Origin of the sequence: Corynebacterium sp. ACRQK, assembly GCF_022345965.1 — a bacterium.
In the GTDB taxonomy this organism is placed as follows: domain Bacteria; phylum Actinomycetota; class Actinomycetes; order Mycobacteriales; family Mycobacteriaceae; genus Corynebacterium.
This window is the reverse complement of sequence record NZ_JAKRMU010000001.1, coordinates 273,636-294,435: the sequence shown is the minus strand read 5'-3', so window position 1 is coordinate 294,435 and position 20,800 is coordinate 273,636. Positions and strand designations below refer to the sequence as shown.

Genomic DNA, 20,800 nt, shown 5'->3' with positions numbered 1-20,800 from the left:
GCGCACTACGGCTCCGCAAACATGAAGGAGAGTAGTGGCCGGAAAGCTACGCGTACACGAGTTGGCCAAGGAACTCGGAGTGACGAGCAAGGAGTTGCTCGCCACTCTGAAGGAACAAGGCGAGTTCGTTAAGACCGCTTCTTCGACGGTGCAGCCGCCCGTCGTAAAGAAGATGAAGAAGTACTACGGGGTGGGTGAAGAGTCTGCCAAGGAGAGTGCAGCTACCCCGAAGCCCGCAACGACGCCGGGGCCGAAGCCTGCTGCTAAGACAGCTCCGAAGGCCGCCGCCAAGCCGGGGCCGAAGCCCGGCCCCAAGCCGGGGCCGAAGCCAGTGAAGAACACCAACCCGGTCGCGGGCGCTGGCACCAAGCCCACCTCCTCTGTGAAGCCAGGCGAGAAGCCAGTACCGAAGCCGGGCGCTAAGCCAGGCCCGAAGCCCACCGCCAAGCCGGGGCCGAAGCCGGGTGCCAAGCCAGGCCCGAAGCCAGGAGCCAAGCCGGGTCCGAAGCCGGGCGGCCGCGCCCCGCGTGTGGCCAACAACCCGTTTTCCTCCGGATCTCCGGCAGAGCGTCCTGCACCGCGTCCGCGCGGTGGGCAGGCTGGTCCGGGCGACATGCCGCGTCCGGGCAACCGCCCGGGTGGCGCCAAGAAGTCTGGCCCGAAGCCAGGAGCTAAGCAGGGCGGCGGCCGTCGTCCGTCGCCGGCTATGATGCCGAGCCATCCGAACCCGGCTCAGATGCCGTCGAAGTCCGACAACTTCGGTGGCGGCCGCGGTCGCGGTGGACGTCACGGCGGTCCCGGTGGCCCCGGTGGTCCGGGAGGCCCGCGCGGTGGACGCGGTGGGCGTCGCGGCGGCACCGCAGGTGCATTCGGCCGTCCGGGTGGCGCACCGCGTAAGGGGCGCAAGTCGAAGCGTCAGAAGCGCAACGAGTACGAGGCAATGCAGGCGCCAAGCGTCGTTGGCGGCGTGAAGCTGCCTAATGGCAAGGGCGCGAAGATTCGCCTTGCTCGTGGTGCATCCCTGATGGACTTCGCCGAGAAGATCAAGGCGGATGCGGCAGCACTGGTCCAGGCGCTGTTCAACCTGGGCGAGATGGTGACCGCAACCCAGTCGGTCTCCGACGAAACCCTGATGCTGCTCGGCGAGGAAATGGATTACAAGGTCGAGGTTGTCTCCCCAGAGGACGAGGACCGCGAGCTACTGGAATCCTTCGACCTGCAGTTCGGCGAGGACGAGGGCGAGGACGAGGACCTTGCACACCGTCCGCCGGTGGTTACCGTCATGGGTCACGTTGACCACGGTAAGACCCGCCTGCTGGACACGATCCGTAAGGCCAATGTCGGTTCCGGCGAGGCCGGCGGCATCACCCAGCACATCGGTGCTTACCAGGTCTCCGTGAACATGGAGGGCGAGGACCGCCTGGTCACCTTCCTGGATACCCCGGGCCACGAGGCGTTCACCGCCATGCGTGCCCGTGGTGCAAAGTCCACCGATATCGCGATCCTGGTGGTCGCCGCGGACGACGGCGTGATGCCGCAGACCGTGGAGGCAATCAACCACGCCAAGGCCGCTGACATTCCGGTCGTGGTTGCGGTGAACAAGATCGATAAGGAAGGCGCCCAGCCGGACAAGATCCGTGGCCAGCTGACGGAATACGGCCTCATTCCGGAGGAGTACGGCGGCGAGACGATGTTCGTGGACATCTCTGCAAAGCAGGGCACCAACATCGACCAGCTGCTGGAGTCCGTCCTGCTGACGGCCGATGCGTCGCTGGATCTGCGCGCTAACCCGGATATGGACGCTCAGGGTGTGGCCATTGAGGCGCACCTCGACCGCGGCCGCGGTCCGGTTGCCACGATCATCGTCCAGCGCGGTACCCTGCGCGTCGGTGATTCCATCGTTGTGGGTGACGCCTACGGCCGCGTGCGCCGCATGATCGACGAGCACGGCAACGACGTTAAGGAAGCCGGCCCGTCCCGCCCGGTTCAGGTGCTCGGCCTGACCAGCGTGTCCGGTGCTGGCGATAACCTGCTGGTTGTCGACGAGGATCGCACTGCGCGCCAGATCGCGGACCGCCGTGACGCCCGTCGCCGCAACGCGCTGGCTGCACGCAGTCGCAAGCGCGTTTCCCTGGAGGATCTGGACGCGGTGTTGAAGGAAACCAACACCCTGAACCTGATTCTGAAGGGCGACAACGCCGGTACCGTCGAGGCCCTGGAAGACGCGCTGCTGAAGATCGAGGTCGACGACGAAGTGGATCTGAACATCATCGACCGTGGCGTCGGTGCAGTGACGGAGACCAACGTCAACCTGGCAGCCGCCTCCGACGCGGTGATCATCGGCTTCAACGTCCGCGCCGAGGGCAAGGCTACCGAGGTGGCCAACGCCGAGGGCGTGGATATCCGCTACTACTCGATCATCTACAAGGCGATCGAGGAGGTAGAGGCAGCGCTGAAGGGCATGCTGAAGCCGATCTACGAGGAGAAGGAGATCGGTACCGCGGAGATCCGCCAGATCTTCAAGGCATCCTCCGTAGGCCTTATTGCAGGTTGCAAGGTGGAGACCGGCAACGTGCGCCGCAACGCTCAGGCGCGCCTGGTGCGCGACGGCAACGTCGTGGCGGAGAAGGCGACTATCGAGTCGCTGCGCCGCGAGAAGGACGACGTCACCGAGGTCTCCGCAGGCTACGAGTGCGGTATGGTGCTGTCGTACCCTGACATCCAGGTCGACGACATCATCGAGGTATTCGAGCTGGTTGAGGTGCCGCGCACCTAAACCGTTTAGTGGCCAAGGTCTTTAGAAGGAGAAGTTAATGGTTGATCACGCGCGTGCTGCGCGCATGGCCAAGCGTATTCAGCAGATTGTTGCCACGGCCATCGAGCGGCAGATTAAGGACCCGCGCCTGGAGTTCGTGACCATCACGGACGCGCGCGTTACCGGCGACCTCCACGACGCGACGGTGTTCTACACCGTGCGTGGTAAGACCGTGGATGCGGAACCGGATACGGATGCAGCGGAGGCGGCGCTTGCTAAGGCTACGGGGCAGTTACGCAAGATTGTCGGCGATCAGCTGAGCGTGCGCTTTACCCCGACCTTGAGCTTTAGCTTGGACACGGTTCCGGAGGCTTCCGCGCACTTTGAGGAGCTGCTGGCCCGGGCGAAGGCTCAGGACGAGGCTCTGCGTGCGCAGTCCGCGGGTGCCCGCCCGGCAGGCGACGAGGATCCGTACAAGTCGTAGTGACTGCACACTCTGCTACCGGCCAGGCCGATGCCCGCACTATCTTGGGGCTGGCCTGGCCGGCTCTCGTCGTACTGGCGGCCACGCCGCTGTATCTGCTGCTGGACACGGCGGTCGTTGGCCGTTTAGGTGCTGCCGATCTGGCCGCTCTGGCTGCAGGCGCTACGGTGTTGGGCACCGTCACCACCCAGCTGACGTTCCTTTCCTATGGCACGACTGCCCGCGCCGCGCGTCACTATGGCGCCGGTCGCCGTGCCAACGCGATCTACGAGGGAGTGCAGGCGACGTGGGTTGCCCTGGCCGTGGGGGCGCTGTTGGCGGGTGTTGTTTTCGCGTTCGCCCCGGCGATCATGGGCTTCTTTTCTAGTGACGCCACCGTCGTTTCCGAGGCCACGAAGTGGATGCGGGTGACGTGCGCGTCGATTATCCCGGCGCTGTGCACCATGGCGGGCAATGGTTGGCTGCGAGGAATGTCCAATACGAAGCTGCCGCTGTGGTTTACGCTGGCCGGGGTGATTCCGATGGCGGTGATCGTGCCGCTGGCGGTGAGACGATACGGGCTGGTCGGCTCGGCATATGCCAACGTGCTGGGGGAAGTCATCATCGCCGCCTGTTTCCTGGGAGCGCTGGTCGTGTACTGGCGCGCGGAGGGGGACGGCAAATCATTGGCTCCGAATTGGCCGGTGATTAAGTCGCAGCTTGTGATGGGGCGCGATCTGATCCTGCGCAGCCTGAGTTTCCAGGTGGCCTTCATTTCTGCGGCAGCGGTGGCCGGGCGCATGGGGCCGGCGCCGCTGGCTGCCCACCAGGTGCTGCTGCAGCTGTGGAACTTCCTGACTTTGGTGCTGGATTCGGTTGCCATCGCCGCCCAGGCGCTGGTGGGGGCGGCGCTGGGTGCGGGTTCGGCTGCGACGGCCCGGAAGGTTGGCGTGTCCGTGCTGCGCTTCTCCGTCGGTGCCAGCTTGGTGCTGGCTGCGGGGCTGGCTGCGGGCGCTCATATAATCCCACGCATCTTTACGGCGGATGCCGATGTGCTGGCCACGATCGGTGGCCCATGGTGGTTGTTGGTGCTGTTGGTGCTGGCCGGGGGTGTGGTGTTTGCCCTGGATGGCGTGCTGCTCGGAGCTGCTGATGCAGCCTTCCTGCGCACCGCCACCATCGTCTCTGTGCTGGCCGGGTTTATTCCGGTGGTGTGGCTTTCCTGGATCTTTGGCTGGGGGTTGGTCGGCATCTGGTGGGGCCTTTTCAGCTTCATTCTGATCCGCCTGGCTTTTGTTACGTGGCGCTTCGCCGGTGATAAGTGGGTTAGCTAGTGTTAAACTTGCTAACTGTTGTGATCTAGTTCAGAGAGGGGGAGCGCCCCGATGTCCCGAACCCTATGGGCTGTCAGCGACCTGCACGTGCGCGCCCCCGGCAACCTGGATCTGGTCCGCGAGCACGTCCGGCCTGCCAACGCGGGCGACTGGCTCATAGTCGCCGGGGATATCGCAGAGGACCTGCCTACCATCGAGCGGACGCTGGGGTTACTGCAGAGCCGCTTCGCCCAGGTCATCTACACTCCCGGCAACCACGAGCTCTATAGCCGCACCAGCGATGCCACCCACGGCCGGGCGAAGTACGATGCCGTGATCGCGATCGCCCAGCGCCTCGGAGTGCTCACCCCAGAGGATCCTTTTCCGATGTTTGCGGGCCACACCGTGGTGCCGCTGTTTACCCTCTACGATCACTCGTGGCGCGCCCCTTCCATGACGCCCACTGCCGCGCTGGCGGCAGCGCGAGAAAAAGGCATCGTGTTGATGGACGACCTGGCGATTGCACCGTATGAAGACGTGATTCTGTGGTGCCGTGAACGGTTGCGTTACTCGGTACGTCGGCTGGCGTCTGTGAAGGGGCCGACCATCCTGGTGAACCACTGGCCGCTGGCGCGGGAGGCGATGAGTAACGTCCGGCACCAGGAGATCGGTTTGTGGTCGGGAACTCGGCACACGCAGGAATGGCCAGAGCGCTATCGGGCGCGTGCAGTGATTTATGGCCATTTGCACATTCCGGTAGAATTTTCGCTCGGCAATGTAACACATGCGGAAGTTTCACTCGGTTATCCGAGAGAGAGGAAGGTTAGCCTTCCGCCCCGCTTGGAAAAGAACTTGTGGCCCTACCCAGTACTCGTCGAGGAGGTGACAGCATGAGGCACAACGGAGCGCTCGCAACGGCGCCAGGGGATCGGGCGATCGTAGAAACCTTCGGCGCGCAGCAGCCGACCATTCCGCGCGGATTGCTGCCCCAGGGTACGGTCTGCGCAGAGCTGCACAGTGTTCAGGGGGATCTGAGCCAGTTTCACGCCCTCCCGGCAGAGGAGCAAGCCCTGGTGAATGGGGCAGTGGACCGGCGCAAGGCCGACTTCGGCGATTCGCGCTGGTGCGCCCACCAGGCGCTGAAGAACTTCATGGACGCGCACCCGCCCATCCTGCGTGGGCCGCGCGGGATGCCGCTGTTTCCGCAGGGGATCTCCGGATCCTTGACCCACACCGACGGTTTCCGTGCGGCACTGTTGGCGCCATCCGACCGCTGGGCGTCCGTCGGTATCGACGTAGAAGTGGCACGCCCGCTGCCGGAGGGCGTGTTCAACACGATCGCCAATTTGGGCGAGCAGCGTCGCATCCACAAGGCGATGCGCTCCGAGGATCTGCAACTGCTGGATACCGTGCTGTTCAGTGCGAAGGAAGCCACCTACAAGACTTGGTTCCCGCTGACGCACCGCTTCCTGGACTTCGATCAGGCCGACATCGACCTGCGCCCCGACGGCACGTTCACCTCGTACCTGCTGGCGCGCCCGGTGCCGGTGCCGTTCATCCAAGGGCGCTGGACCATCCGCAACGGCTACGTGATCACCGCTGCGGCCGTTCCAGCCAGCTAGTCCATGCCCGCCGGGCGGGCGACAAACACGCTGGAAGCGCGCTTGCCCTTCTCCTCGATCAGGGCGATGGCTTGACCGGATGGCGTGACCGCTGCTCGCACTCCCTGGTTGCCAACGGGTTCCAGCCACTTGCCGAGGGAAAGGTCTACTCCCTCCGACTCGCTGATCTCGCGGGTCTCGAAGCAGCGCACCATCGCCTCGTCCAAGGTGAGTGTCAGGCTCGGATCCTCCTCGAGCCGCTCCAGCGTGCGTGCTTCGGAGACGTCGAAGGGACCCACCGCAGTACGACGGAGCTGTGTCAGGTGTCCGCCCACACCCAAAGCCTCGCCGACGTCCCGGGCAATTGCCCGGATGTAGGTACCACTGGAACAGTGCACGGAGATGCGGGCATCGATGCAAGAGTTGGCGTCATCAACAACAACATCGAGCACCTCCAGAGAAAAGATCGTGACGGGCCGTTCGGGCAGCACCACGTCGTGCCCCTCGCGGACGAGCTTGTGGGCGCGCTTGCCGTCAATCTTGATGGAAGAAACCGAGGTCGGGCGCTGCATGATGTCGCCCCGCTGCGCGGCGAAAGCCTCGCGGACCTGCTGTTCGGTGAGCGCCTGCAGGCCTTGGGGAGGGGCGGTGGAGACCACGTCGCCCTGCGCATCGTCGGTGTGGGTGGCGGAGCCCAAACGAACGGTTGCCTCGTAGCGCTTGTCGTGGGCGACGACGTGGGCCAAGAACTTTGTCCCTCTTTCGACGCCCACAACTAACAACCCCGTGGCCAGCGGATCGAGGGTGCCCGAATGGCCGACCCGGCGTGTACCCATGATCCGCCGAAGCTTGGCCACCATGTCGTGCGAGGTGGGGCCGGAGGGCTTGTCCACGAGGACGACCCCGGAGCGGCTCAGGACGGAACGGGCACTGCGTTGGTTCATACCCACAGACTATCGACTAGCATGCAGCGTGTGAGTATCTGGTACGGACTGGACAGAATTCCCGAACACTTGGCTGCCGGCGGCACCGTCGTAACCATCGGCGTGTTCGACGGCGTGCACCGCGGGCACCAAGAACTGCTGCAGCGGGCGGTGGAGCTGGCACGCGAACGGGGAGTGCCGAGCGTGATGTTCACCTTCGACCCGCACCCGACCGTCGTTTTCAGGCCGGAGGCGGTGCCACCACTGCTGTCGAGCGTGCGCCGCCGCGCGGAACTGGCGCACGAGTACGGCATCGACCACGTGGTCGTCGTGTCTTTCACCAAAGAGATCGCCAGCTGGTCGCCGGAGGAATACGTGGACCAGGTGCTGGTGAAGATGCTGAACGCCAAGGCCGTGGTGGTGGGGGATAACTTCACCTTCGGCCACAAGGCAGCGGGCACGCCCGAGACGCTGCGCGAGCTGGGCGAGGAACGCGGCATGCGGGTGGAAGTGCTGGAGCTGCTGGAAGACGGCGACCACGTGGTCTGTTCTACGTGGATCCGCCAGGCGCTGGCCGAGGGCAATGTGGACGGCGCGAACGAGGCGCTGGGAAGGAGCTTCCGGGTAGCAGGGGAAGTTACCCACGGTGCTGGCCGCGGTGGTAGGGCGCTGGGATTCCCCACGGCGAACCTCTACTTCGCCGAGAAGTTCGCGCTGCCCGCTGACGGCGTTTACGCCGGCTATGTGACGATCCTGCCCGGGCACGGGATTTCCGCCGGGGCGACCATCGGAACCATGCCGGTGGGCGAGCGGCTGCCGGCCGCGATCTCCGTCGGCACCAACCCCACCTTCGGCCACGAGCCGCGCAGTGTGGAGAGCTTCATTCTGGATCACGACGCCGACCTATACGGCCTGGATATCGCCGTGGAGTTCGTACACCACCTGCGGGGAATGGAAACGTACAACTCGCTAGACGAGCTGATCGAGGCCATCGGCCGGGATGTCACCGAAACCCGCAAGGCGCTGGGCTAAGCGTTTTGGGAACAGGGGCATGGGCGTGCTAGACTCCCCAGGTCTAGCGACTGTGGTCTGCGGTAGTCGCTGGTTAAACCTTTCGCGCGGACTGAAATAACTATCAAGGAGATTCATCCATGGCACTGTCCAAGGAACAGAAGACCGAGACTCTCAAGGAGTTCGGCCTGCACGAGACCGACACGGGCTCCCCGGAGGCTCAGATCGCACTGCTGACCGTTCGCATCCGTCAGCTGACCGAGCACCTGAAGTACCACAAGCACGACCACCACTCCCGCCGCGGCCTGCTGCTGCTGGTTGGTCGCCGCAAGGGCCTGCTGAAGTACCTGGCCGAGAACAACGTTGACCGCTACCGCTCCCTGATCGAGCGCCTGGGTCTGCGTCGCTAAAGCTTCAAATCAAACGCCCGCCACCTCTCAAAAGACGAGGTGGCGGGCGTTTGTGCTTTTTCGTGCTAGTCTTGATTCCGGTTAAATCCTAAAAGCCAGTCGAATAGTTTAAGAAAATTCCACGTCGGTGGCGTCGGCACCGAAGACCAGACGAACAGGCAACCGCCGTGGAGTGCAACGCAAGGTAACGCAGAAAGGCGATTGCAAAACTCCATTATGAGTACGAAGAAGCAGAACATCCAAGCAGAGCTCGTTGACCCGGATGCCGGTGTGTGGGAAGTAGAGGCCACCATTGATAACGGCGATTTTGGCACCCGCAGCATCCGCTTTGAAACCGGGTTGCTGGCACGCCAGGCCGATGGGGCAGTGACGGCCTACCTGGACGAGGACACGATGCTGCTGTCCACCACCGCCGCCTCCCGCCAGCCGCGCGAGGGCATCGACTTCTTCCCGCTGACCGTGGACGTGGAAGAGCGCATGTACTCCGTCGGTCGCATCCCGGGGAGCTTCTTCCGCCGCGAAGGCCGCCCGGGTACGGATGCGATCCTGGCCGCCCGCCTGATTGACCGTCCGCTGCGCCCCACCTTCGTTCGCGGCCTGCGCAACGAGGTGCAGGTCATCGTGACCGTCCTGTCGATGGATCCGAAGGATCGCTATGACGTGCTGGCCATCAATGGCGCTTCCGCTTCCACTCAGCTGTCCGGTCTGCCGGTTTCCGGCCCGGTGGGTGGCGTGCGCATGGCGCTCGTCGTGGACGCCGACCACCCGGAGGGTCAGTGGGTTGCCTTCCCGACTCGCGAGCAGGAAGAACAGGCCATCTTCGAGCTGGTCGTGGCCGGCCGTGTAACCGAGCCGGTGAAGCCGGCCCGTGGCCGTGGTCGCGGTCGTGGCAATGGGGCAGGTAGCGGCGAGCCGAACGTTGCCGTCATGATGGTTGAGGCGAGCGCTACCGACACCGTCGTTGAGCGCATCGCCGAGGGCGCGCCGGCGCCGACCGAAGAGGTTGTGGCGCAGGGTATCGAGGCCGCTAAGCCATTCATTGCCACGCTCTGTGAGGCGCAGGACGCTCTTGCCAAGGCTGTGGACGCCGAGACGCGCGAATTCGAACTGTTCCCGCCCTATGGCGAGGATGTTTTCGCCTCTGTCCAGGCGGAAGCGCTGGATGCGCTGGAAGACATCATGTCCATCGCCGACAAGCAGGAGCGCGACGAGGCACTGGCTGCGAACATGCAGGCCAGCGTTGATGATCTGTTGCCGGAGTTCCCGGAGCGCGAGACGGAGATCCGCGCTGCGCACAATGAAGTCACCAAGACGGTGGTGCGCCGCCGCATCCTGGAGGACGGTTTCCGCATCGACGGCCGCGACAGCACCACGATCCGCGACCTGGGCATCGTCGTCCATCTGCTGCCACGTGCGCACGGCTCCGCCCTGTTCGAGCGCGGCGAGACCCAGATCCTAGGTGTGACCACGCTGGACATGCTGAAGATGGAGCAGCAGATCGACTCGCTGGGGCCGGAGACCACGAAGCGCTACATCCACCATTACAACTTCCCGCCGTACTCCACCGGAGAGACCGGCCGCGTGGGCTCCCCGAAGCGCCGCGAGATCGGCCACGGCGCGCTTGCGGAACGCGCATTGACGCCCGTGATCCCCAGCCGCGATGACTTCCCGTACACCATCCGCCAGGTCTCGGAGGCACTGGGCTCCAACGGCTCGACCTCCATGGGTTCCGTGTGTGCCTCGACCCTGAGCCTGTACAACGCCGGTGTGCCGCTGAAGGCACCGGTGGCCGGCATTGCAATGGGCCTGGTGACTGGAAAGGTTGGCAAGACCGGCAAGGACAAGTACGTCACGCTGACCGACATCCTGGGCGCCGAGGATGCTTTCGGTGACATGGACTTCAAGGTCGCGGGCACTCCCGACTTCGTGACGGCCCTGCAGCTGGATACGAAGCTCGACGGCATCCCGTCCGACGTTCTGGCCGAGGCGCTGCAGCAGGCGCGCACCGCACGCCTGGAGATCCTGCAGCTGATGGACGAGGCCATTGACTCTCCGGATGATATGAGCGACTTGGCTCCGCAGATCACCAGCATCAATATTCCGCAGAACAAGATCGGGGAGGTCATCGGCCCGAAGGGCAAGACCATCAACCAGATCACGGAGGAGACTGGCGCCAACATCACCATCGAGGACGATGGCACGGTGTTCATCTCCGCCGTCGGAGGCGAGGCTGCGCGCGAGGCGGAGGAGAAGATCAACGCCATCGCGAATCCGCAGCAGCCGAAGGTGGGCGACCGCTTCCTGGGCACAGTAGTGAAGACCACCGCGTTCGGTGCGTTCGTTTCTCTGATGCCGGGTAGGGACGGCCTGATTCACATCTCGAACCTGGGCGGCGATCGCCGCATCGAGCGCGTTGAGGACGAGGTCTCGGTGGGCGACAAGCTCGAGGTGGAGATCGCGGACATCGATAACCGTGGCAAGATCTCCCTGGTTCTGGTTGAAGACAACTAACCACTTGCTACGGGCTAAATTCGAGCTATAAAGGAGCGATTGATCTATGACTCGCATTGGTGTTTTGGGTGCCCGCGGGCGTGTTGGCAGCGCCGTTGTAGCCGCCGTTGAGGCTGACGCGAGCCACGAGCTGGTGGCCGCCATCGACCACGGTGACGACCTGCAAGCGCTGGTGGATAACAAGGCTGAGGTCGTGGTGGACTTCACCGTTCCGGATGCCGTGATGGGCAATCTAGAGTTTTGCATCAACAACGGCATCCACGCCGTCGTCGGTACCACCGGCTGGACGGAGGAGCGTTTCGAGACCGTCCGCGGTTGGCTACAGGAATCTCCGGAGACCGGGGTGCTCGTCGCACCGAACTTCGCTATTTCCGCAGTGCTGACCATGAAGTTTGCGGAGATTGCCGCGCCCTTCTTCGAGTCCGCCGAGGTCGTGGAGCTACACCACCCGAACAAGGTGGACGCGCCTTCGGGTACTGCGGTGCACACCGCGGAAGGTATCGCGCGGGCTCGTAAGGCAGCCGGTCTGGCCGAGCAGCCCGACGCCACCACGCAGTCCCTGGACGGGGCGCGTGGCGCTGATGTACAGGGAGTGCCGGTACACGCCGTACGCATGACCGGCATGGTCGCCCACGAGCAGGTCATCTTCGGCACCAAGGGGCAGACTCTGACCCTGAAGCAGGATTCCTACGACCGCGAGTCCTTCGTGCCGGGAATCATGATCGGCGTGGAGAAGATTGGTGAGAACCCGGGCCTGACCATCGGTTTGGAGAAGTTCCTGGGACTGGACGGCGATGTCAACGGCGGTGCTAAGGCCTAGTTCATGGCTACTGTTGCACCCCTACAGATCGACCTCGTGGGTCACACCGCCTTTGACTCAGCGCCAGACCTGAACTGGCAAACTGACGTGGATGATAGTGCCGCTTTGGTCGAGTTCGCAGGCAGGGCTTGCTACGAAACGTGGGACAAGCCCAACCCGCACACTGCGACGAATGCGGCGTACGTCCGCCACATCATGGACGTCGGCCACACCACGCTGCTGGAGCACGCCAGTGCCTCGATGTACCTGCGCGGAGTTTCTCGCTCGTGTGGTCACGAGATCATGCGCCACCGGCATTTCAGCTTCAGCCAGCTTTCGCAGCGCTACGTACCTGCCGACGAGGCGCGGGTCGTAGTGCCCGAAGCGGTAGCCGGCAATGAGGACTTGAAGAAGCTGTTCCTGCAGACCGCGGACGTGGCCTACGACGCCTACCGGGAGATCTTGGATGGCTTGGGCGAGGACTTCGCCGAGGAGCCAAACGCCGTGTTGCGCACGAAGCAGGCACGGCAGGCGGCCCGAGCAGTGTTGCCGAACTGCATTGAAACTCGTTTTGTCATGAGTGGCAACTTCCGCAGCTGGCGGCATTTTATCGCCATGCGCGCCGCCGAGCATGCGGATCCGGAGATCCGCCGGATCGCTGTCGCGTGCTTGCGTAAACTGCAGGAAGTAGCGCCGAACGTGTTTGAGGACTTCTCGATCACGCAGTTGCACGACGGCGGGGAGATGGCGACGAGCCCGTACGTCGGTGAATCTTAAGGATGGCGGACCTTAGGGCCATTGAGTACAACCCGCCGAAAACAACACCCAAATACGTGAGTTTCTCGTGAAGGAAGGTAGTCTGGGGAGTCATGAGTACAGGTAACGCAGCAACAAGGGGATCCGCGCACTTCGGAACTATCTCTCTTGCGATGGTGACCCCCTTCAAGAAGGACGGTTCCATCGACTTGGACGCGGGCGTGGCACTTGCTGGCCACTTCGTGGATGAGGGCTGCGATTCTTTGGTCTTGGCCGGAACTACCGGAGAATCACCCACCACGGGTGCGACCGAGAAGCTTGACCTGCTCAGAGCAGTACGATCCGAGCTCGGCGACCGCGTAAAACTGATCGCCGGAAGCGGATCTTATGACACAGCTGTCACCGTAGAAATGTCTCGTGCATCGCAAGAGGCGGGGGCTGACTCTCTGCTGGTTGTGACTCCTTATTACTCTCGTCCCAGCCAAGAGGGCATCTACCAGCACTTTACGACCGTTGCGGACGCGGTGGATATTCCAGTGTGCGTCTACGACATTCCCTCTCGATCCGTCGTCCCGGTGGAGTCGGAGACCCTGCACCGACTGGCCGATCATCCACAGATCGCAGCCGTCAAGGATGCAAAGGGCGACCTGGCCGCCGGCATGGAACTGATTGAGAACACCGACCTGGCTTGGTACTCGGGCGATGACCCGTTGAACCTGCCTTGGTTGGCCGCAGGTGCCACTGGCTTCATCTCTGTGATTGGCCACGTAGCAACGCGACAGCTCAAGCAGATGAGGGATGCGTTCGACGCAGGCGACATCGCCACCGCCCGTAGCATCGCAGTGCAACTGCAGCCGCTACAGAAGGCACAGGCCCGCCTCGGAGGCGTGACATTCGCGAAGGCAGCACTGAAGCTAAAGGGGAAGGCCGTGGGTGCACCGCGTCTTCCCATTATCGAACCAACAGCCGCTGAGATGGATCAGCTGGCTCAAGACCTGCAGGCAGCAGGGGTATAGGGAAAATATGACTGAACAACGTTCCCGAGGCCGCAAGGTTACTCGGAAGGCCGCTCCGCCGAGCGCCGAAGCGGAAGCACAATCGGACAACACCCCGGTCTCTAACTCTGAGGCTGCGACGGTTTTCAACGATGGTGGCGTCGCTAAGAACAACAGCAACAACAACTCCGGCGGCACCGATAACAACGACTCTGCCGACAACGGCGGCAACAAGAACAACAACGGTGGCGGGAACCGCAACCGTAACCGTCGCTCCCGTGGTCGGGGCCGCGGCATCGGCGGCAACAACGGCAACAACAACGGTGGCAACCGGAACAACGGCGGTGGCAAGGGCCGTGGCCGGGGTCGCGGTGGCGACCGTCGCAAGGGCGCACTGAAGGCCATGCAGGGCGCGGACCTGACGCAGCGCCTGCCGAAGCCGCCGAAGCAGCCGAAGGGCAGCCTGCGTATTGTCGCGCTGGGCGGTATCTCCGAGATCGGCCGCAACATGACGGTCTTTGAGTACGAAGGCCGCCTGCTGATCATCGACTGTGGTGTGCTGTTTCCGAGCTCCGGTGAGCCGGGCGTGGACCTGATCCTGCCGGACTTCAGCTACCTGGAGGACAAGTGGGACCGCGTGGAAGCGCTGGTCATCACCCACGGTCACGAGGACCACATCGGCGCTATCCCGTGGCTACTGAAGCAGCGCGCGGACATTCCGATTATCGCCTCCCGCTTCACGTGCGCCTTGATCGCAGCGAAGACTCAGGAGCACCGCCAGCGCCCGAAGCTGATTGAGGTCGACGAGAACTCCCACGAGAGTCGTGGCCCGTTTGACCTGCGCTTCTTCGCAGTGAACCACTCCATCCCGGACTGCCTGGGCATCGCGCTGAAGACCGGCGCTGGCCTGCTGGTTCACACCGGCGACATCAAGCTGGACCAGACCCCGCTGGACGGACGTCCGACGGATCTTCCCGCGCTGTCTCGGTTCGGCGACGAGGGCGTGGATCTGTTCCTGTGTGACTCCACCAATGCCACCACCCCGGGCGTATCCGGCTCCGAGGCTGACATCGCGCCAACGCTGAAGCGCCTGGTGCGCGACGCTAAGCAGCGCGTCATCATCGCCTCCTTCGCATCGAACGTCTCCCGTGTGCAGTCGGCCGTGGACGCGGCCGTGGCGGCCAACCGCAAGGTTGCCTTCAACGGCCGCTCCATGATCCGCAACATGGAGATCGCAGAGCGCATGGGTTACCTGAACGTCCCGCGCGGCACCATCGTCTCTATGGACGAAGCCTCCAAGATGGCTCCGCACAAGGTCGTGCTGATTACTACCGGTACGCAGGGCGAGCCGATGGCCGCGCTGTCGCGCATGGCTCGCCGTGAGCACCGTCAGATCACCGTCCGCGACGGCGATCTGATCATCCTGTCCTCCTCCCTGGTTCCGGGTAACGAGGAAGCGGTGTTCGGCGTGATTAACATGCTTTCCCAGATCGGCGCGACCGTGATCACGGGCCGCGACGCGAAGGTGCACACCTCCGGCCACGGCTACTCGGGCGAGCTGCTGTTCCTGTACAACGCCGCCCGTCCGCGCAACGCAATGCCGGTGCACGGCGAGTGGCGCCACCTGCGCGCCAACAAGGAGCTGGCAATCAGCACCGGTGTTAACCCGAACAACATCCCGCTGGCGCAGAACGGCGTGGTTGTCGATCTGCACAATGGGCACGCCAAGGTGGTCGGCCAGATCACCGTCGGTAACCTGTACGTCGACGGCACCCGCATGGGCGATATCGACAGTGGCGTCCTGGAGGACCGCACCGCGATGTCCGAGGGTGGCCTCATTTCCATTACCACCGTCATCGACAACCGCACCGGACGTCCGCTGGAGGTTCCGAGCGTGCAAGCCAAGGGCTTCTCCGACGATGCCCGCGACATGCTCAAGGAGATACAGGAGAAGGTCGACAACATCATGATCGACCTGGCCGGCGAAGGCGAGAACGATCCCTACCGCATGGCGCAGGCTATCCGCCGCAAGGTGGGCAAGCTGATCTCCGACAAGTGGAACCGCAAGCCGATGATCGTGCCGACCGTCGTGCCGATGAGTTCCGAGATTGTCGAGGAACTCGAGGAAGAAGAGTCGCGCGAATCCGTCTAGCCTAAGGTTTCGCTACGCTGGGGTGGCATGGAACACAACATGAACACCTCCCAAGCGGAACGCGAAGCCCTGGCAAACCTTCTACAGCAGTCCAGTCCCGACGCACCTACGTTGTGCGCGGGCTGGACTGCTCGCGATTTGGTGGTCCATCTCGTTATCCGCGAGTACCGTCCGGATGCTGCCGCTGGCATGTTCTTCAAGGGGCTTGCCAATCGCCTGGATTCCGTCAGCCACGACTACGAGTCCAAGCCGTATGGTGAGCTGGTGGAGATGTACCGCAACGGTCCGCCGACGTGGAATCCGTTGCGCCTGGCGGACAAGTACGCCAACCTAGCCGAGAACTTCGTTCACCACGAGGATCTGCGCCGTGGGGGAGGGGAGTACGTTCCCCGCGATCTGCCGCAATCCGCGCGGGATGACCTGTGGAAGGCGCTGTCAAAGATGGCGAAGTTCTTCCTGCGTTCCTCGACGATTCACGTGGTGCTGGAGCGTAGCGACGCCGCCGCGCCGGCTGTGGTCCGTGCGGGTGCCGACAGCACCGACGAAGTACGGGTAAGCGGCGAAGCCGGGGAGCTGCTGCTGTGGCTGTATGGACGTGACGGCGCCGTGGACGTTGTTCTGAACCCGGCGGATGAGGACACGACCGTACGCGTTAAGCGCCACGTGTTTTAGACATTGTCCGTCGAATCTGAGCATCTTTTTAGAACAAAGCGCGTGTTGCTCATGTGACTACTGTGATCAGTGCGACTAAAGTGGTGGCCATGTCTGTTACTAGTCCTTCTCGCAGTTCTGCGCCCCGAGGAAGGGGTGCACATGCCAACCGGCCGAGCTCCGGCCGCCGCGGTGGATTCGAAGACTCGCGATCTTCCGCGCCGGTCGGTGCCGGTTATTCTGGCTATGCCGGGGGCGAGGACTTCGAACGCACCGGCAGCGCCTTTGGCGTGGTCGGCCATTCGCTGGGGTCTGCGTTTAGTGGTGCGGCACGGGGTATTGGTGGCTTAACCCGCCGCCTAACGACTCGCAGCAACGCGGGTGACTTTGATTCTTATGACGATGCAGATTTTCTAGAGGAGGCGGAAACCCAGGTGATCTCTAAGCGGGGAAAGCAGCGGAAATCCCGCAATGGTCAAGCTAACAGACTTGACGCTGGCCGCGGTTCGCGCGCTAGCGACGGCTGGACGCCAGACACCGAGGACGATGGTTTTGACGCCGACTTCAACGCCCAAGAACCCAACGAGGGTGCCGGATCGAGGCGCATCGGCGGCTCCTATGACGGTGCCGCCATCGGCGTGTTCGCCGTAGCTCTGATCCTCGCTGGGACCTTGTGGTTTGGAGTGGGCGGTGCCGTGGGCAACGGCATCGCGGGGATTCTTACCTGGATCATCGGCGCGGGCGGATACGTCGTCCCGATCGCTATGGCCTTCGCTGCGTGGGTGCTGATGGTTGGCATCGAGCGCACTCAGCGTTCTACCGTCCGCCTGTGGATCGGCTTAGCGCTGGTGGTTCTGCCGATGCTGGGGCTCATTCACATCTTCGCGGGCCAGCCCACCGACAGCGCCGGAAAGGCGAGCGCGGGTGGCCTGGTTGGCCAGGCCATTGGTACCCCGATGGCCGTTGGCTTTAGCGCCTACCTAGCCGTTCCTCTACTGCTACTAGCGATTGTGTACGGCGCATTGCAGCTCACGGGTCTGACGGTAAAGCAGATCTATACCCTCGCAGCGGACTTCCTGGGTGTGGGCAGCTGGCGCGAGGGCAGCGGTAGCGATGATTACGACGACTACGAAGACCACGCAAATGACGTCGATGAGGACGATCAGTACGGCCACGTCGACCGTCAGATCACCCGTGCTGCTCGCCGGACGCCGATGGACAATTATCCGGTGGAGGAGCAGGGAGGCGATGTGGATGACTCCGTCGCTGCTGATTCCAACGAGACCCTGGTGCTCGATACGACGGCTTCTCGTACGCCGCAGCGGCGCAAGCGTACCCAGTCAAAGCGCACGGAATCGAAGCGCAGTCAACCGAAGCCTGCACCACAGGTGGAGGACGTCGCAGAGCTGCTGGAGGACGACGACCCGGAGCCCCAGGTAGAGTCCAAGCCGGAGCCCAAGCGGGATCCCGTTGTCGACTCCAGTGACTCGGTGCGACAGGCCATCATCGCCCGCTCGGGGATTGACGCTGCCGCCGTTCCAGCCTCCACGCCTAAATCGGAGCTGGAAGAGGATGTGTCTGAGGGCGTCACAAAAAAGGCTACAGAGAAAAAGGAAGACAGCGACTACGCGCTGCCGTCGACGAACCTGCTGCTCAATGGAGATGCGCCGAAGACCCGCAGTGAAACGAACGATCGGATGATCGAGGCGATCACTGAAGTGTTCGAGGAGTTCAACGTCGACGCGCAGGTGACGGGCTTTAGCCGCGGACCGACAGTTACCCGCTATGAGGTTGAGCTCGGCCCGGGCGTGAAGGTCTCCAAGATCACAAACCTGCAGTCCAACCTGGCCTATGCGGTAGCCACCGACAACGTGCGCTTACTGACCCCGATCCCGGGCAAGTCCGCTGTCGGTATCGAGGTGCCCAATACGGACCGCGAGATGGTGCGCCTCGGCGACGTGCTGGAGGCACCGAAGGTGTGCGGGGATGCCGACCCGATGGTCATTGGCCTGGGCAAGGATATCGAGGGCGACTTCGTGGCCCACTCGATTCAGAAGATGCCACACTTGCTGGTGGCGGGTTCCACCGGCTCCGGTAAGTCGGCCTTCGTGAACTCCATGCTGGTTTCGCTGCTGACTCGTGCCACTCCGGACGAGGTGCGTCTGATCCTGGTGGATCCGAAGATGGTGGAGCTGACTCCCTACGAGGGCATCCCGCATCTGATTACCCCCATCATCACCCAGCCGAAGAAGGCGGCCGCCGCCCTGACCTGGCTAGTGGAGGAGATGGAGCAGCGCTACATGGACATGAAGGCCAGCCGCGTGCGCCATATTAAGGACTTCAACCGCAAAGTTAAGTCCGGGGAGATCACCACCCCGCTGGGCTCGGAGCGCGAGTACCGCCCGTACCCGTACATCGTGTGCGTGGTCGACGAGCTGGCTGACCTGATGATGACCGCCCCGCGCGAGATCGAGGACTCGATTGTGCGCATCACCCAGAAGGCGCGTGCCGCCGGTATCCACCTGGTGCTGGCAACACAGCGCCCGTCCGTGGACGTGGTCACCGGCCTGATCAAGACGAACGTTCCTTCCCGACTGGCCTTCGCCACCAGTTCCTCCACTGACTCCCGCGTGATCCTGGACCAGGGCGGCGCAGAGAAGCTGATTGGCATGGGCGATGGGCTGTTCATCCCGCAGGGCGCGGGCAAGCCGCAGCGCATTCAGGGTGCTTTCGTGACAGATGAGGAAATCACCGCCGTCGTGGAGGCCGCCAAGGACCAGGCCGATCCCGACTACACGGAGGGTGTTACCGAGGACAAGGCCGCCGAGGCGAAGAAGAACATCGACCCGGATATCGGCAACGACTTGGAGGATCTGCTGCAAGCCGTGGAGCTGGTGGTCACCAGCCAGTTCGGCTCTACATCCATGCTGCAGCGCAAGCTGCGTATCGGCTTTGCCAAGGCCGGACGACTGATGGATCTGATGGAGACCCGCGGCGTGGTCGGACCCTCCGAGGGGTCGAAGGCGCGTGAGGTGCTGGTCAAGCCTGAGGAGCTCGACACGATGCTCTGGATGATTAAGGGAGCAAACCCTGAGGACGCTCCCAAGGAAGTCATGGAGGCGGATGCTGATGGTGCCGACGCGGCCGAGGGTGGCAGCGATGGCGGGACGCGCGTGGTCGCAGCTAACCCGCCGAGCGGTGCCGTGTAGCCCCCTATAGCGCAGCTGGCTTCTGCAGGGTGTAGAGTAGTCGGCAGTTGGAGGGGAGTACCCTAACGCCAAGCTTGCTTGGTGCCCTCGACATTGATCGTCAGCACGGCCGGTTGCGGAGTATCCGCGAACCTCCCGGTCATGTCGGCCCGCAACTTTCATGGAACGGGCAGGGGAGACCTCCGGTCTATTTAGTGATGAGTTTTTATCGACCGGAGGTTTTCCATGGAAGTAAATGCCCTAACGTGGACCATCACCATCTTGGTGGTCGCCGGGTTCTTCGTCTTTGATTTCTATAGCCACGTCAAAACACCCCACGAGCCGAGCATCAAGGAGTCGGCACTGTGGAGCCTGTTCTACGTGGCACTCGCCTGCCTTTTCGGCGGTTTCCTCTGGCTGACCTGGGGGGAGCCTGGCAACCCGCACCAGCACGGCCTGGAGTTCTTCGCCGGTTACATCACCGAGAAGGCATTGAGCGTGGATAACCTGTTTATCTTCGCCCTGATCCTGAGCTCCTTTAAGATCCCCCGCAAGTACCAGCAAAAGGTGCTGCTCATCGGCATCGCGTTGGCGCTAATCCTGCGCGGTATTTTCATCGCCCTGGGGGCGGCGATCATCGAGGCATGGTCCGACGTGTTCTACCTGTTTGGCCTGTTCCTGCTGTGGACCGCGGCGAAGCTGCTGTGGGACGAGGTCTCTGGCGAGGAGGAAAAGGACCCGCAGGACATGATGGTCATCAAGATGACCCGGAAGTTTATCCATGTCTCGGATCACTACGAGTCGGACCGTTTGTGGTTTAAGGAAAACGGCAAGAAGGTCTTGACGCCACTTTTCATCGCCCTGGTGGCCATCGGCTTCGTGGACGTACTGTTCGCCCTCGATTCTATCCCCGCCATCTACGGCATCACTAGTGAGCCGTACATCGTGTTCACGACCAACGCCTTGGCTCTGATGGGGCTGCGACAGCTGTACTTCCTCTTGGACGGCCTGCTGGAACGTTTGGTGTACCTGGGTTATGGACTCTTTATTATCCTGGCTTTCATCGGCACGAAGCTGATTCTCCACGCTCTGCACGAGAACAATCTTTCGTTTATCAACGGAGGCGAGGGGGTTGCTGTTCCCGAGGTTTCCGTGGAACTGTCGCTTATCGTTATCGTCGGCGTGCTGGTCGTAACCACTGTGTTGAGCATGACGGTGGGCAAGAAGAAGCAGGCCGAAAACGAGAAGAGCTCCACGGTAGGATAGGTACTT

Annotated in this window: 16 protein-coding genes; 15 read left to right on the top strand and 1 reads right to left on the bottom strand. The window is 63.0% G+C overall.

The genetic code is table 11. From position 1 onward, the window contains the following. The first annotated feature begins 34 nt into the window (after positions 1–34). The 5 genes from infB to MHX63_RS01355 are packed head-to-tail and all read left to right on the top strand — an operon-like array spanning position 35 to position 6,153. Positions 35–2,776, top strand: a complete 2,742-nt coding sequence (infB, locus tag MHX63_RS01375; protein ID WP_239386914.1) for a translation initiation factor IF-2 — start codon at positions 35–37, stop codon at positions 2,774–2,776. Positions 2,777–2,813: 37 nt separating this feature from the next. Then, a complete protein-coding gene (gene rbfA / locus MHX63_RS01370; protein ID WP_034986324.1) occupies positions 2,814–3,239 on the top strand; it encodes a 30S ribosome-binding factor RbfA in 426 nt (141 codons plus the stop codon). After that, positions 3,239–4,552 (top strand): MATE family efflux transporter, encoded by a 1,314-nt coding sequence (locus tag MHX63_RS01365; RefSeq protein ID WP_239386913.1) that lies wholly within the window; start codon positions 3,239–3,241, stop codon positions 4,550–4,552. The genes rbfA and MHX63_RS01365 overlap by 1 nt, the downstream gene beginning before the upstream one ends. A 51-nt stretch (positions 4,553–4,603) precedes the next feature. Then, positions 4,604–5,425: a metallophosphoesterase gene (locus tag MHX63_RS01360; protein WP_239386912.1), complete on the top strand. Its 822-nt coding sequence runs from the start codon at positions 4,604–4,606 to the stop codon at positions 5,423–5,425. Further along, the gene (locus tag MHX63_RS01355) at positions 5,422–6,153 is read left to right on the top strand and encodes a 4'-phosphopantetheinyl transferase (protein WP_239386911.1); all 732 of its coding nucleotides are present in this window, start codon (positions 5,422–5,424) and stop codon (positions 6,151–6,153) included. The genes MHX63_RS01360 and MHX63_RS01355 overlap by 4 nt, the downstream gene beginning before the upstream one ends. On the opposite strand, the gene truB is transcribed toward MHX63_RS01355, so the two are convergent. After that, complete coding sequence (gene truB / locus MHX63_RS01350) at positions 6,150–7,076, bottom strand: tRNA pseudouridine(55) synthase TruB (RefSeq protein WP_239386910.1); 927 nt, start codon at positions 7,074–7,076, stop codon at positions 6,150–6,152. The two genes, MHX63_RS01355 and truB, sit on opposite strands and share 4 nt — an antisense overlap. A gap of 30 nt (positions 7,077–7,106) precedes the next feature. Between truB and MHX63_RS01345 the strand changes: the two genes are divergently transcribed. The 10 genes from MHX63_RS01345 (at position 7,107) to MHX63_RS01300 (ending at position 20,794) form a co-directional block, all read left to right on the top strand. Continuing rightward, on the top strand, positions 7,107–8,087 hold the full coding sequence (locus tag MHX63_RS01345) for a bifunctional riboflavin kinase/FAD synthetase (protein ID WP_239386909.1): 981 nt from the start codon (positions 7,107–7,109) through the stop codon (positions 8,085–8,087). 119 nt (positions 8,088–8,206) lie between these two features. After that, positions 8,207–8,476: a 30S ribosomal protein S15 gene (rpsO, locus tag MHX63_RS01340; protein ID WP_005295163.1), complete on the top strand. Its 270-nt coding sequence runs from the start codon at positions 8,207–8,209 to the stop codon at positions 8,474–8,476. 216 nt (positions 8,477–8,692) lie between these two features. Beyond that, the gene (locus MHX63_RS01335; RefSeq protein WP_239386908.1) at positions 8,693–10,987 is read left to right on the top strand and encodes a polyribonucleotide nucleotidyltransferase; all 2,295 of its coding nucleotides are present in this window, start codon (positions 8,693–8,695) and stop codon (positions 10,985–10,987) included. A gap of 46 nt (positions 10,988–11,033) precedes the next feature. Then, positions 11,034–11,807 carry a 4-hydroxy-tetrahydrodipicolinate reductase gene (gene dapB, locus MHX63_RS01330; protein WP_239386907.1) on the top strand — a complete coding sequence of 258 codons (774 nt, stop codon included), beginning with the start codon at positions 11,034–11,036 and terminating at the stop codon, positions 11,805–11,807. Positions 11,808–11,810: 3 nt separating this feature from the next. Beyond that, the gene (thyX, locus tag MHX63_RS01325) at positions 11,811–12,563 is read left to right on the top strand and encodes an FAD-dependent thymidylate synthase (protein ID WP_239386906.1); all 753 of its coding nucleotides are present in this window, start codon (positions 11,811–11,813) and stop codon (positions 12,561–12,563) included. A gap of 92 nt (positions 12,564–12,655) precedes the next feature. Continuing rightward, the gene (gene dapA, locus MHX63_RS01320; RefSeq protein ID WP_239386905.1) at positions 12,656–13,558 is read left to right on the top strand and encodes a 4-hydroxy-tetrahydrodipicolinate synthase; all 903 of its coding nucleotides are present in this window, start codon (positions 12,656–12,658) and stop codon (positions 13,556–13,558) included. Between the two features lie 7 nt (positions 13,559–13,565). Continuing rightward, entirely contained in the window at positions 13,566–15,689 is a 2,124-nt protein-coding gene (locus MHX63_RS01315) for a ribonuclease J (RefSeq protein ID WP_304504253.1), read from the top strand. A 27-nt stretch (positions 15,690–15,716) separates the two neighbouring features. After that, entirely contained in the window at positions 15,717–16,361 is a 645-nt protein-coding gene (locus MHX63_RS01310) for a TIGR03085 family metal-binding protein (RefSeq protein ID WP_239386904.1), read from the top strand. Between the two features lie 89 nt (positions 16,362–16,450). After that, positions 16,451–19,549 carry a DNA translocase FtsK gene (locus MHX63_RS01305; RefSeq protein WP_239386903.1) on the top strand — a complete coding sequence of 1,033 codons (3,099 nt, stop codon included), beginning with the start codon at positions 16,451–16,453 and terminating at the stop codon, positions 19,547–19,549. 225 nt (positions 19,550–19,774) lie between these two features. Next, a complete protein-coding gene (locus tag MHX63_RS01300) occupies positions 19,775–20,794 on the top strand; it encodes a TerC family protein (RefSeq protein ID WP_239386902.1) in 1,020 nt (339 codons plus the stop codon). The last annotated feature ends 6 nt before the right edge of the window (positions 20,795–20,800 follow it).